This window comes from Rheinheimera sediminis (assembly GCF_004005375.1).
Classification (GTDB): domain Bacteria; phylum Pseudomonadota; class Gammaproteobacteria; order Enterobacterales; family Alteromonadaceae; genus Pararheinheimera.
Genome location: NZ_RZUF01000002.1, coordinates 179,089 through 193,386, shown reverse-complemented (window position 1 = coordinate 193,386; position 14,298 = coordinate 179,089). Strand labels below are relative to the sequence as shown.

The window sequence follows — 14,298 nt, the reverse complement described above, 5'->3', positions numbered from 1 at the left end:
ATACCTGAAAAGTTATCTCAAACTAGAAACCAAGTTGTTCAACGATTTGATTCGCCACTGAACGGGCACTTTGTTCGTCTGTACGTACGGTAAAGTCAGCAATCTCTTCATATAAAGGATTACGCTCAGCCGCCAAACGTTCCAGCACCTCTTTTGGCGCCTCTTCGGTTTGTAACAACGGACGTCTTTTATCACGTTGAGTACGAGCCACTTGTTTCTCTATAGGGGTTTCTAGATAAACCACTATGCCACGCGCGGATAAACGGTTGCGGGTTTCTTTACTTAGCACTGAACCACCACCAGTCGCCAGTACTATGCCTTGTAACTCTGTTAAGTCCGAGATCACGTTTTCTTCACGAACACGGAACCCCTCCTCGCCTTCCAGATCAAAGACCCAGGCTATATCTGCACCGGTACGGCGCTCAATTTCCTGATCCGAGTCGTAGAATTCGAGATGAAGCATGTCTGCTAAATGACGGCCAATTGTACTTTTGCCTGCACCCATTGGGCCTACCAGGAAGATATTGCGTTTTTCTGCCATAGTTCGTAATGCTGCTGCGCTAACTTAGAAGGTTAATTTCAGGACCCGAAAGCTCCCACGAAAATTTGAAGCGGTGAATTATGTCAGTAATGGGCTTGGCTTGGCAAGCGAATTTTCTGCCGTAGCCAGCGTCCGCTCCGGCCTTGCTTTAAATCCTGTTACAAACTTTCGGTCAGGATTTTTGGCGTGACAAAAATCAGTAATTCAGTTTTTTCATTAAAGTCATTCCGGCGTTTAAATAAGTAGCCCAGATAAGGAATGTCGCCAAACACAGGGACTTTTGAAATGGTCTGAGTCATCTGCTGCTGATAGATGCCACCTAAGACCACTGTAGAGCCATTATCCACCAAAACTTGGGTCTGGATGCGCTGAGTGTCTATTGCCTGCGCCGGGCCATTACCAGTAGATACAGTTTCACCCCGGGTGTCCTGAGTAATTTCTAAATCCAGAATAATTTTATTGTCAGGTGTAATTTGGGGCGTGACTTCCAGGCTTAAAACAGCTTTTTTAAAGGTCACAGTGGTAGCACCGCTACTGGATGCTTCCAGATAGGGAATTTCGGTACCCTGCTCTATTCTGGCTTTTTTCTGATTCGCTGTGGTAATACGGGGGCTGGCAATAATTTCGCCTTTGTTTTCCTGCTCCAGGGCGGAAAGTTCTAAATCAAGCAAAGTACCATCAGCAAGTTTTGTCACATGAAGAGCAATACTGCCCGCCGGATTTGCTACAGGTAAATTAACATTCCATCTGTCATTCAGTGCAGGTACTGTGCCCACCGCCAGGTCGTTGGCACCGGGCGCATTTCCTGACCAGGCTCTGTCATTTTGCTGTTCACTAAAACCCCAGCGCACACCTATTTCATCACGCACATTATCTTTGACAGTCACCATACGGGATTCAATCAGTACTTGCTTAACAGGAACATCCAGTCGTTTTAACAGACGTCTGACACTTTCAATGATAGGAGCAGTGTCTTTTACCAATAAGCTGTTGGTCCTGTCATCTACTGCAACATTGCCTCGGGCCGATAATAAAGTAGCCTCTTTATTGTTTAACAAGGCAGCAATATCGGCGGCTTTGGCATAATTGATGGGCAGAAGCTCAGACTTTAGTGCTTCAAGCTGTTCAACCTGCTGCTGGGCTTGCAGCTCTTTCGCTTCGCGGGCCGCAAACTCGTCGGACGGAGCTATCATCAGAATATTGCCGTCCATACGTTTATCCAGCCCTCGGATTTTCAGCACTGTATCCAGCGCCTGATCCCAGGGCGTACCGTCCAGACGTAAAGTGATATTGCCTGTCACTGAGTCGCTGGTAACCAGATTAAAGTCATTATAGTCAGCAATAACCTGCAGCACGGTCCGAACCGGAATATCCTGAAAATTTAAAGAAATAGCACGACCGACATACTGATCCACAGCAACTGATTTGGTCTGTTCTGCAGATTTCCTTCGTACAACCAAATAGAACACCAGGTCAATTTGCTGGTAGGTAAAAGTAAAAGTGTCCAGGGTTTCAATCACTAAACTGGCTTTATTCCCATCACGAAAAGTTTCAATACCTTTGACTACAGTAGCGAAATCCAGCACATCCAATTGATACAGCAACTCATCAGGGATATTGGTGTCGTGAAAGTCCAGCTGCACTTGGCCATTTTGTTCAGTGACATCCACCACAGCGGAGTTTTGTTGCAGAAACACTAGTACTTTAGCTTCGCCTTGTTCGCCACGACGAAAATCTATTGACTCAATTTCATTGGTAAAGTCTTTATTCGATTGATGCGCCAAAGCATTAGCTGTCGCCATAAGCCAGCACAAAACCACGGCACAATGAAAACAGCGCATTTTGTCACTTGAATTAATCTGTATCATCATTCAGCACACTCAGTGAGCCTCGGCAATATCAGCAGACGCGTGCACCAACTGCAGCCTGCTGTTTCTTTGCACAGAACAACCCATGCCATCAGGGATGAATTCTGTGATCTCAATATAGTCCGGCTTTACTGCTGTTACTTTGCCTTGAAATAAACCCAGCCTGTCATCAACGCTGATCCTGTGTACACTCTGGTCTGAAGCCTCAATCAAAGCCCATAACTGGTCAGCATGACCCAAGGTGCCACGCATCGTTAAGTTATCGATAGCAAATTTTTCCAATGCCTGCTTTGCGCCTCGACTAGCAGGTTGGATACAGACTGACTTAGGCTCCCCACTCTGATTATGCGCATCTGCTGATGGAAGGCTAAAAGGATTACGCAAATCAGAGCCGCTGTAAGGCAGATGTTCAAAAACTCTGATGGCTGGCAAGGGTTGAATCTGTGCTTTAGAGCTTGCTTCCACATCAATCATAAAGTGTTGAATATCTGTAGTGTCATCAAAACAGCCTGTTAAATAAAAACTGAAGACCAACAGGAAAAAATGCATCATTTTCATTTTAATTACTCCTTGTATCTGTAAGTTTTAGCGATAACACTGAAACGCTGTTTACCATTGTCCAGACTGAGGATCTGAAAATCGTGCAAACTGACAACTCGGGGTAATTTGGCTATTTCACTGATAAAATTCCCGATCTGATGGTAATCCCCAATCACTTCGATCTGAATGGGCAATTCTGTATAAAATTCCTGTTCAATCTCTGACATCCAATGAATACGCACAAAATTCAATCCCACCGAAGTACCTGCAAAGGTGATGTCGTCCAGCATACTTGGAGTTTCGTGGCTAGTGGGTAATTGCTTTAATAGGGTGGAGAATACTATTTCCATGTCCAGCATTTGTCGCTGGTACATATCCAGAGCAACTGCTTTTGCGAACTGCTGCTGGTAATCCAGGCGCAGCTCTGACTCTTTTTTTTGTGCAGTATTCAGTGTGCTGACTTGGGTTTCTATCAAGAAAAAGTAACTTAACAGCACGACAATGAAGGCTACCGCCATAGCCAGCCCAATTTTCCCTGCTCTGGGCCAGGATCCCATATCTTTGATATTAATTTGCGACAAATCCAAGTCGGGCCAGCCAGTACTCAAGTTCATTGGCTTACTCCTCCCTTAGAGACACCAGTTGCTGCGTCAGGTGGCAATGGCCCATGTTCAACTAGATCTATCCTCATTTTAAAATCACTCAACAGACCGCTGCCTTCCTGACTCACCTGAATAAACTCCAACACAGGCCGAGTCAATGCAGGTGAGTGTTCAATCATGCGCAGCAGGCTGGACAATCTGTTATTAGATTCGCTTTTCCCAGTCACAAGTAAACTATTCAGCTTTCTCTCTAAGGACACCAAATACACACCAGGGGGAACAGCCTTCGCAACTTCGTTCAGAATTTGAGTCCCAAGATTTCTGCTGTGCTGCAACTGCTCGATCAGCGCAATACGCTGCTGCAAAGCTGCTTTTTGTTTTTCCAGCTGACTGATCTGGATAAGGCGTTGACTCAGGCGCTGAATTTCTATTTCCAATAACGCATTACGGCTAAGTTGGCCTTCGACGCGAGCCTGATAAAGCCAGTAGACAAAAAACATCACTGCAAAAGCGAACACTACCACCTGCGCTAACAGAGTCAGATAACTTAATTGTTTTTGCTTGCGCGCTGCTTCACGCCATGGCAGCAGGTTTATTGATGCCATCATTCAAAGCTCCTCAGTGCTAAGCCTGTGGCTATCATCAGACAAGGGGCTTTTGCAGTCAGTTCTTCATGGTCTACAGTCTCAGCAAACGCGAGATGACGAAACGGATTGGCGATCACAGTCTTAATAGCCAGCTTGTGGCTGATCGATCTGTCCATTCCCTGCAGTAAGCTGCTGCCGCCACAGATCAGTAAATAATCCACCTGTTCCTGCCCGCTCGTAGCCAGGTACATCTGAATAGCACGGCGAATGTGTTGTACTAACATGGTCTGAAAAGGAAGCAAAACTTCAACCTGACAATCTGAGGACAAATCGGCAAAAATCTTTGCCCGTTCAGCTTCTTCATAGGTCTTATTACAGTAATTCATAATACTGCGACTACAGTATTCACCACCAAAAGCGATATCTCTCGTATAGAGATGTTGATCACCTTTTATTATACTGAGCAAGGTGATAGTAGCGCCTATATTAAGCACAGCTATAAGTTTGTCCGCAGCATTGGCAGGTAATTGATCAAGACATAATGCAGCAGCTCTGCTCAACGCAAAGCTTTCGACATCGACAACTTTGGCAATAAACCCTGCGGATTCTAAGGCAGTCACTCTTGCCTGAACACTCTCTGTGCGAGCAACACTTAAAAGCACATTGACTTTGCTTGGGTCAGTTTCGTTGACGCTAAGCCGCTCAAAATCTAAGCTAACTTCATTCAGCGGATATGGAATTAAACTATCTGACTCCAATTCAATCTGTCGTGCTAGTTCAGCCTCTGTTAAACTGGCATCCATAAAAATAATTTTACTAATCACGGACGAACCGGACACGGCAGCTGCAGCATATTTTATTGATTTACTTATCTTTTTTCTGACATTCAGTAAGGCATCAGCTACAACTTCAATATCCTGAATTTCACTATCGACCATGCTGCCCTTCAGCATAGGTTCTATTGCAAAGGCTTCTACTTTATAATGCAGGTTGTGTTGGCTTAACAACACAGCTTTCACAGCATGTGAACCAATATCGACCCCTAACATCAAGGCTTTCTTTGTTTGAAACAGCTGCTTTAGCATGGCGTCCTGCACACTGGTCAATGAGTTATGTTGTGTTGCTATCAAAAGCTTAGTCGTTTCATACAATATTGCGTAGGGTAGACAAACAGCTTTTAAAAAAAACAGACTAGCACTCCCGCTAGGTCCAAAATATACATTGAGGTTAATCAGTGTCGTGGCTTAAAAAACTAATCATTCTGCTGCTTGCAGGCGTTTTTTCCGTTGTAGCAGTGGTTGCAGCGAGTTATTGGTACGTTAAAGATGATCTACCAAGCGTGGCTACTTTAAAAGATGTGAAGCTACAAACACCTATGCGCGTTTTTAGCCAGGACGGCGAACTTATTTCACAATTTGGTGAAAAACGCCGTATTCCGTTGAAACTGGATGAAATGCCAGATTTGCTATTAAAAGCTGTTCTGGCCACAGAAGATAATCGCTTCTATGAACATCCAGGCATTGATGTGATTGGCATGTTTCGGGCATTTACTGTAGTGGCTATGAGCGGTGAAGCGCGGCAAGGCGCCAGTACTATTACTCAGCAATTGGCCCGTGTATTTTTTCTGACTCGAGAGAAAAAATTAATCCGCAAGATTAAAGAAATCTTTTTAGCCTTACGTATTGAACAAGAACTCACTAAAGATGAAATTCTGGAGCTGTATTTAAACAAAATTGAATTAGGCCAGCGCTCTTTTGGTGTAGGCGCTGCGGCTCAAGTCTATTTTGGCAAAAACATTCAGGATTTAACCTTATCTGAAATGGCGATTATCGCGGGATTACCGCAAGGCCCATCCGTATTGAATCCGGTGCGTTCACCCAGCCGAGCCCGGGCTCGTCGTAACATAGTGCTGGGTCGAATGCTGGACGAAGGCTATATCACGCAAACACAACATGACGAAGCAGTGCAAGAGTCTATTGTATCGAAACTGCATGGTGCTCAAATTACTGCTTCAGCTCCTTATGTTGCCGAGATGGTACGTCAGGAAGTAGTACAGAAATTTGGCGAAGATGAAGCCTATTCCAAAGGTTTTCAGGTATTTACCACTGTAGATTCCAAATTGCAGGGTAAAGCTGTCGCGGCAGTACAAAAAAATGTCGTAGGCTATGACGAGCGCCATGGCTATCGGGGGCCTGTGGCTATTTTGTGGCAAGCCACACCGGTGTCACAGGCAGACGGTTCTGTGCAGTTTTCGGAATCTGGACGTCTGAGCGATGAAGCTATTTTAGCTTATCTGGATACACAAGACGGTTTGGAAGATTTAATTCCAGCAGTAATCACAGAGATTGCAGGTCAGCAGGCCGAAGCTATTTTATCAGGCGGACGCAGAATAACCATACCATGGCAAGGTTTGAGCTGGGCAAGGGCCTTTATCAGCCACGACCGACAAAGCCACGCCCCTAAAGCTGCAGCTGATGTGTTGGCTCCTGGCATGCATGTATTGGTGCGTCCTGAAGCAGGCGAATGGCGTTTAGGCCAAATTCCCGAGGTCAGTAGCGCTATAGTGGCCATTAATCCAAAAAATGGTGCTGTGCAGGCCTTGGTGGGTGGGTACAGCTTTGCCATGACGCAGTTTAACCGCGCGACTCAGGCTAATCGTCAGGTAGGGTCAAACATCAAACCTTTTATTTATTCTGCATCTTTAGAGGCGAATCTCACTTTAGCCACTTTGATGAACGATGCGCCTATTCATCAATGGGATGAAGGCTCTAATCAGGCTTGGCGGCCAAAAAATTCACCTGAAGTTTATGATGGCGCCATTCGTATCCGCGAAGCTTTAGCGAAATCAAAAAACGTAGTCGCAGTGCGTTTACTGCGTGCTGTTGGGGTAGAAAATACTCGTCAGCATCTGACGAAATTTGGTTTCAGAGAAAAAGATTTACCACAGAGTGAAACTCTGGCCTTAGGTTCTGCTTCATTAACACCACTGGAGTTGGCCACTGGTTATGCGGTTTTCGCCAATGGAGGCTATTTAGTAAAGCCTTATGTCATCACGAAAATTTTGGATGACCAAAACAATCTGATTTACGAGCACATTCCTGCATCAGTCTGCACTGAATGCGAGCAACAGACATCTGCCGCCGAAGCGGCGGAAGAAAGTACAGAGCTTAACGACACTGAAGCACTGCTGGAGGCCAACTTTGCCGAACAGACAGCCATGGCCGGCCAAGCCGAAGAGCAGACAAAAAGCCAATCTGCTGTTTATGCGCCAAGAGTTATATCAGCACAAAATGCTTTTTTAATTGCGGATGCTCTGAAAAGCTCTATTTGGGGAGGCGGAGACTGGAAAGCTGGCTCGGGTTGGCTTGGCACAGCACACAGGTTAAGAGAGTTGAAACGTCAAGACTTGGCAGGTAAAACAGGCACTACCAACGATGTAAAAGATGCCTGGTTCTCTGGCTTTTCGCCAGAACTGGTCGTCACTGCATGGGTAGGCTTTGATGATTCAGAAAGCCGCTTAGGTAAAACGGCCTGGAATAACAACTTAGGTAAAGATCAGATTGCTGGCGGTGAATCCGGAGCAAAAACAGCTTTACCTGCCTGGCAGGAATTTGTTGGTTTTGCTTTGAAAGACAAACCACAAGTCTATGTGCAACCACCTGTAGGTATTACTTCAGTGCGTATTGATTTAAAAACAGGTTTACTGACTCAGGCAACAGATAGCAGCAGCGGCTTCGAGTTTTTTATCCAGGGTACTGAACCAAAAACTTATGTAAACTCATCGGTACAACAATTGCCAACCCAAAATAATCAGCAACAGCAGGAAGATATCGAGTTGTTCTGATGACTTAACCCAACTGATAAAACAGGCCGCTTTTGCGGCCTTTTTTATCAGCATCCGCAAGTATACTGCAATGGCCGCGGATCAACTGGCTACCAAGGCAATACAGACCACCTGGTGTACTCGGGATAAGCCGCGCCACTGAACAAGCATCTTGTCTAGCCTCTGTGCGTTGCAAAGACTTAAGTTACTTCAGTGCGTTCATTTATCTAATTGATTTGTAATGTCAAATTTAGAGTGTTCTACACTCATAATCCAGAGTGCAGGTGAGTTAAACAGAGTAGAGTTGCAGCTGGGACACTCACAAGTAACACCTCAGTCACCTGAGTGACTGGGGTGATCGCGAGCATTCAAGCACATAGGTTTCAGGTAACAAAGGAGGCTCAGGGGCGAACTGCTATTACCTCGATTTCCACCAACATTCCCTCAGCGACTAAACCGGCAACTTGCAGCGCAGAACGAGCTGGCAAAGCAGGTTGCTCTTTGGTACCAAAATACTGGGTGTACCCTTTCATAAAACCGCTGAAATCCATTTTCCCACCCAAAGCCGGATCGCCGACCAAGAAGACAGTCATTTTAATCACATCCCCCATGCCCAAACCTTTTTGCTTTAACGAGCTTTCAATCTGGCTCAACACGCTCAGAGTCTGTTCTTCTGTATTTCCCCAAAACTCGACTGTACCTTTGGCAGCGTTCGGATCTTTTGGTGCCGGTACTTTGCCACTTTCAAACACCAGCTTATTCACTTCCACTGCATTGGCAATAGGAAAAGTGCTGTTGTCTGGCAGAGGATAACGTTTCACTTCAGCCAGCAGGCCTGTACTTGCAACGCAAAGTGATAAAAAAGCTAATTTTGTCCATGTTTTCATGAAATCATTTCCTGTTAATGTTTAACCTTTGTTGATGGAAGAGCTAAAGTATTGATATAAGCCACGAGGTCATTCAAATCCTGGTCAGTTTTAATGGCTGTGGCTATTTGTTTCATCATCGCACCATTACTGTCTTGTGCAGCAGCACCACGCTGCCCGCTGCGATATGCTTCAAGCTGCCTCAACAAATACCAGCTGTACTGCCCCGCCAAAGGAGGGGCTCCCAGGGTTTTATTGCCTTCAGCTGAGGCTCCATGACAAGCCGCGCACGTCTGAAATAAATCTTTACCATGACTGATATCACCATCCAGAGTTTCAACTGCTTTGCTGACCTGAAAAGCAGTAATAAAACCAATAGCGCGCTTTACATCCTCAGGACTCATACTTTGAGCCACAGCCATCATTTCTTTGCTGTAGGCATCTGTTGTTTGATGACCACGCCAACCGGATTTAAATGCCTGTAGCTGAGAAGATAAGTACCAATCAGGTAAAATAGCCAGATTAGGTGCACTGATGGCTTCGTTGCCCTGCGCATTGCTGCCATGACAGACCAGACAATATTGCGCATCCTTGTGAAAGGTTTCAGCCTGAACAGAAACGCAAAACAACAGACAACCTAAGATCAAATTTTTCATGCAGCCCCCTGTCGTTGTTTTTGTTGCTCTTGCTGCTGAATACTTTCCATCGCATACCAGGCAGAGCGCACAGCTCCTTCCTGCCAACCCGGATGATAGCTGACCTGATCACCAACCAGATAATGACTGCCAACTGGTGCTTGTAACCTGGCAAAACTGGTTTTTAACAGATCTTCAGACCAAACTGCGCCGCAACCGAGCATATGATTCATTCGCTGCCAACAAATACTGTTGCCCTGCTCAATGTATTTGGCATAGTCCGGATGCAACTTAGCCCCCTGAGCAATAGCTGTAGCTATACGCTCTTGATTTGTCATGGCAGAAAATCGATCCGAGATGGCGGGATCCCAGCTATAAGCTCCTAATAAAATGCCTTTCGCTTTGAACATGCCATGAGAAGGATACCAAATTTGGGTTATATCCTGACTGGTCCAGCTAATACCGGCATAAATCTGATCTTTTTCCCAAAACCGCTCTTTGGCTTGCAGTGCAATTTTTGATAATTTGCCCCGTTTTAGCTGGCGCATCACACCGACATAGTCAGCCGGGAAATTGTTTTCTATACCAGCCATCAACTGTGCTGGAATACAATTCAGGCAATAGTCCGCCTGTTCAACTTGCAGCTGTCCATCCAGCCAATAACTCACCTCCACCCCAAGCGGTAAAAGTTGTACTTTCTGTACTTGAGCTTTTAATTGTACTTTGCCAACAAGCCGGCTTAAAAACGCATCGACAATTTTATCCATGCCCCCTACAGGCGTCATTAATGCAGCAGACTGATCAGAGAGTTCACCAAAGTGCATAGCACCAGCCCAGAAGTCGCTTTGCAGTAAATCCGCCAAGGCTCTGGGAGTTTTCAGTACACCAGGCGATAAAATACCGCCTGACTTATAACCCGCTCTCACGCTGCCTTCATAGGTAAAATCACTGGATAAATCACCATAAGAACGGCAAAAATCAAGCAACTTTTGTTTGTCTATGTCGTCAAAAGGAGCATCCAGTTTTGCCTGAGACTGAATAGATTTCGCCATCAGTTCACTGAAAAAACCTCTGGTATCAGCTTCATATTCACCAATACGCACTGCTTTGCCGCCAAAAGCAGTGTTATCCTGGGTGTAGCAGTTTTTGTTATGATTGCAAAACAGCTGCATTTCGATCCCAAACTCACGGCAATAATGCAAAATAGCGGTATGGTGAGCCGGAATACGGGCTGGCCCAGCGTTAAAGTAAAGATCTGGGTCTTTGTCAAAGTTACAAAATTGTGGATTCCCCAACTCATCAATAAAATCACCATGGCGGATAGTGAAATTCCGGCCACCAGCTCTGTGCGATGCTTCAAGGATTTTACAATGATAGCCTGCCTTTCCCAGTTCATAGGCCGCCACCAAACCGCTGATACCAGCTCCGAGTATCAAGACAGTTTTACGCCCTGTTGTCAGTGGCTTTAGTTTCACCTGTTCAGTTTGTGCCGCTACTGGCGCTGCGAGCACTCCAAATAGAGTTGCAGCCTGCAGCATAGCGGCAGAACCTGCCACTTTGCCTATCCACAACAAGGCTTCTCTGCGAGTTAAGCCTTTAGCAGGGATTTGTTTATTGTCCGGATTTGTCATCGGCCCTACACCTCAAGATCCTGCCCAACAGCAGAAGGGTCAATATCAGAGAGAACTGGCGTCAGGCTGCGCATTACGCTCCTCAGCCCGAGCCAGTCATGCAGCAAGATCAGAAGGTATACACGCCTCTGAAGTAATAATATCCACCGTTAAAACCATAAGGCGATGTCACTGGGTATTTAGCACCTACAGAATCGCCATAAGGGTTTAAGCCCGGATATTTATCGAAGGCATTTTGCGCACCTACAATCAATTCGATATTACTGCTGAGCATATAAGCCAGTTCAAGATCAACCAGAAAGGCAGAACTTTCGGACATGCCCTGAGTTGCATCATAGGTGTCGTCAACTTCCCAAAATGAACCAAAGTAGTTCAGTCTTGCCAAAGCACGCCAGTTGTCCTGAGCGTGATTAAAGGTAATGCTTCCGCGGGTTTTAGGTAAGTTCTCTTCCAGAGTACGGATTTTCACGTCATCGATGTTGGTAGTGGTTGGATCCACAGTCACATCGGTTTTATTCCAGTTCATTAAGAAGCTTAACTTGGACGCACCTGAGCCTAAATCCAGATCCTGACTGATCACTAAATCAGCACCTGTGGTTTCAGTATCAAAGTCATTGGTAAAAAAAGTGACGCTGGAGTAACTGGTTGCATCAGCTATCCCTAGTGCAAGTAACGCATCAATATCTGCTGTCGTCAGTTCCAAACCAGAGGTTTGGCTTAAGCGATCTTCCACGTCGATCCTGTACATGTCTAAGGAGACATGGGTAGACCCGAACTCACCGACAAAACCAAAAGAAATATTCTTCGACTCTTCTGGCGTTAAGGCCTTGCCACCTTTTTGCACTGCTATAGGGTTATCTGGAGGCAGAGTCGCCTGATCGATCAAACCGTTGGGTCCGAACAGCGTACTGACGTTCACTACCTTACTCTGACCTATAGTTGGCGCGCGAAAGCCAGTGCCTGTAGCACCGCGAATCGAGATACTGTCAGTCAGTTTGTACAAGCCAGACATCTTCCAGTTGGTGGTATCGCCAAAGTCTGAGTAATCCTCGTACCTTAAGGCGGCATTGAGCATCAGACTCTCAGTAACCCAGTTTGAAAGGTCAGTATAAAACGATAAGTTGTGGCGACTAAATATACCGGCGGTTTCAGGTTTAAAGCCGGGGAAACCGTTAGAACCAATACCAAAGCCCTGATCTGCCAGCACACCTACAGTGTAAGACGCAACATCTCCTGCTTTGACCTCAAAGGTATCTTCACGCCACTCCACCCCACCGGCCAGCACCACGGCGTCATACAAACCCACTTCAAATTCACGGAATAAATCGAAATTTAACCCCAGCTCACTTTGCACGTAAGTACCAGGTGTAAAACTGGTTGGAGAATTAGCGCCCATAGACGCATTCACCGTGTTGTTAATTTTAAACTCAGCTTCATTGCGACCATAAGAGGCACTGGCGTCAAAAAAGACAGTGTCGACCAGCTCGCCTTTTACACCAGCAGCAATGGCGCTGTCAGTCACAGTACCACCGAATTTTGGGGTAAAACCACCCGGGAACAGTTCAACAAAAGACCAACAGTTCGGGTCGGCTGTGACCGCAGCCAGATCAGAGGCAATAGGGATACCATTGGCGTCCAGTCGTAAAGGCCCACAACTATTACCATCATCTGGCGTCATGTCGCCTACTCTTACTGTGTTATAGTCTACCCCGCCTACTGTGACTTTAGGACCTGCATAAACACCAGAACGAAGATTTGGGTTACGGTAGTAAAAACCACCTTCTACTTCGCGCGAGGCATGGTTACCAAAAGCATAGGCTTCTTTGCCGTTTTTCAGATCCAGTTCCAGGTTAGCAAACAGCTTATAGTCGTCTTTAATTTCCGGAGAACCCCAGACCTGAGCCGGATTGGCTACAGCCGTATTGCCCGCAGCAATCAAAGCTGCAGCGTCAGAACGCTGCACGCTGCGGTCAGTCGGATCTGCATTTTTGTACTCAAAGCTAAAGTTAGCTGAACCTGAATCTGTTAATGGCAAACCAATATTGCCAGCCAGTGTTTCACTAGCGCCATCCCCCTCGTAATACTGACCCCACTTGGCTTCCAGCATGCCACCTTCGTTGTCGTTTTTTAACTGGAAGTTCAGCACGCCAGCTATGGCATCTGAGCCGTATTGAGCGGCAGCACCATCTCTTAATACTTCCACCTGCTTGATTGCAACAGAAGGGATCACTGAAATATCAGGGCCTTGGGCACCATCTGATATACCACCACCGGCAAAAGCAATAACCGAAGCTCTGTGGCGCCTTTTACCGTTCACTAATACCAATGTTTGGTCTGGACCCAGACCGCGTAAGTTTGCGGGCCTGATTAGAGTCGCAGCATCACTGATCGCCTGAGTGTTAATATTAAAACTGGGAACTAAGGTGCTTAGCATATTGAGCATGTCCGGATTACCCTGATTGGCGAACTCCTCGGCCCCTATAATATCGATAGGTACCGGAGACTCTCCAACTGAGCGCGGCGCGGCGCGGGAACCAACGACAGCAATCTTCTCAACATTTTCTTTTTCTTTGGCTGCATCATCCTCTTCTGCAGCAAGGGCAAAGCCACTAAAACTAAGTAACACAGCACCTTGTAAAGCGGCACCAATCTGAAGAGCTAACGCATTTTTTTTTATTTTCATAGTCTTTATCCAGAATGAGAGGTAAAGTTGTATTTCTGCCCTGAACGCGGCAAAATCGCGCCGCCACCCGTTGATTTTCAATTCAAATAATCAACATATAAATACAGTCCTATTTAGTTCAACACCCGTCAAATGAATAAAAATTAACCATCAGATGAAAATTAGTATTTCATGCAATACTATGTTTCAATTGATCTTTTCAAAGTAAAATCGCCTTTTACTTTCTGCACCACAATCAAACAGCACTAAAAGTACCACACCCACAAAAATGAATATAAATGCACCATTATCGTTCATGAGTTATGTGTTGTGATCCTATTAGTGCAATTGCAACAGTCCGAATTAGTGCATATTTTTCCATCAGAAATTGAGAACAAACTGACGTTGCGATGATTAAATTTTATTTGCTCTAACGACGCTTTGAGCGCAAAAGCAAGAATGAAGCTTAGGGATGCTTCCGCCGATCCCCAGCTCCCTTACCTGCAACCATCTGGGCAATAAAGTTCAAAAAGGTCAACACAC

Annotated in this window: 11 protein-coding genes; 1 reads left to right on the top strand and 10 read right to left on the bottom strand. The window is 45.7% G+C overall.

All coding sequences use genetic code 11. The features are described from left to right. Window positions 1-22: 22 nt before the first annotated feature. From aroK to EMM73_RS01895, 6 genes are all read right to left on the bottom strand, one after another. A complete protein-coding gene (gene aroK / locus EMM73_RS01920) occupies window positions 23-541 on the bottom strand; it encodes a shikimate kinase AroK (RefSeq protein ID WP_008900467.1) in 519 nt (172 codons plus the stop codon). A 158-nt stretch (window positions 542-699) separates the two neighbouring features. Then, entirely contained in the window at window positions 700-2,343 is a 1,644-nt protein-coding gene (locus EMM73_RS01915; protein ID WP_261373304.1) for a type IV pilus secretin PilQ, read from the bottom strand. Between the two features lie 78 nt (window positions 2,344-2,421). Next, window positions 2,422-2,967 carry a pilus assembly protein PilP gene (locus EMM73_RS01910; protein ID WP_127684775.1) on the bottom strand — a complete coding sequence of 182 codons (546 nt, stop codon included), beginning with the start codon at window positions 2,965-2,967 and terminating at the stop codon, window positions 2,422-2,424. Window positions 2,968-2,972: 5 nt separating this feature from the next. Next, window positions 2,973-3,563: a type IV pilus inner membrane component PilO gene (locus EMM73_RS01905; protein ID WP_127684774.1), complete on the bottom strand. Its 591-nt coding sequence runs from the start codon at window positions 3,561-3,563 to the stop codon at window positions 2,973-2,975. Continuing rightward, a complete protein-coding gene (locus EMM73_RS01900) occupies window positions 3,560-4,159 on the bottom strand; it encodes a PilN domain-containing protein (protein WP_261373303.1) in 600 nt (199 codons plus the stop codon). Before EMM73_RS01900 ends, EMM73_RS01905 begins: the two co-directional genes overlap by 4 nt. Further along, window positions 4,156-5,223 carry a pilus assembly protein PilM gene (locus tag EMM73_RS01895; RefSeq protein WP_127684773.1) on the bottom strand — a complete coding sequence of 356 codons (1,068 nt, stop codon included), beginning with the start codon at window positions 5,221-5,223 and terminating at the stop codon, window positions 4,156-4,158. Before EMM73_RS01895 ends, EMM73_RS01900 begins: the two co-directional genes overlap by 4 nt. Before the next feature lie 149 nt (window positions 5,224-5,372). On the opposite strand from EMM73_RS01895, the gene EMM73_RS01890 reads away from it, so the two are divergent. After that, entirely contained in the window at window positions 5,373-7,982 is a 2,610-nt protein-coding gene (locus EMM73_RS01890) for a penicillin-binding protein 1A (RefSeq protein ID WP_127684772.1), read from the top strand. Window positions 7,983-8,362: 380 nt separating this feature from the next. Here the strand turns inward: EMM73_RS01890 and EMM73_RS01885 are convergent, their stop codons facing one another. The 4 genes from EMM73_RS01885 to EMM73_RS01870 all read right to left on the bottom strand — a co-directional run bounded on the left by EMM73_RS01885 (window position 8,363) and on the right by EMM73_RS01870 (window position 13,776). Continuing rightward, a complete protein-coding gene (locus EMM73_RS01885; protein WP_127684771.1) occupies window positions 8,363-8,848 on the bottom strand; it encodes a RidA family protein in 486 nt (161 codons plus the stop codon). 14 nt (window positions 8,849-8,862) lie between these two features. Continuing rightward, complete coding sequence (locus EMM73_RS01880) at window positions 8,863-9,483, bottom strand: c-type cytochrome (RefSeq protein WP_127684770.1); 621 nt, start codon at window positions 9,481-9,483, stop codon at window positions 8,863-8,865. Then, window positions 9,480-11,093, bottom strand: a complete 1,614-nt coding sequence (locus tag EMM73_RS01875) for a flavin monoamine oxidase family protein (RefSeq protein WP_127684769.1) — start codon at window positions 11,091-11,093, stop codon at window positions 9,480-9,482. Before EMM73_RS01875 ends, EMM73_RS01880 begins: the two co-directional genes overlap by 4 nt. A 109-nt stretch (window positions 11,094-11,202) precedes the next feature. After that, complete coding sequence (locus EMM73_RS01870) at window positions 11,203-13,776, bottom strand: TonB-dependent receptor plug domain-containing protein (protein WP_127684768.1); 2,574 nt, start codon at window positions 13,774-13,776, stop codon at window positions 11,203-11,205. Window positions 13,777-14,298 lie beyond the last annotated feature (522 nt).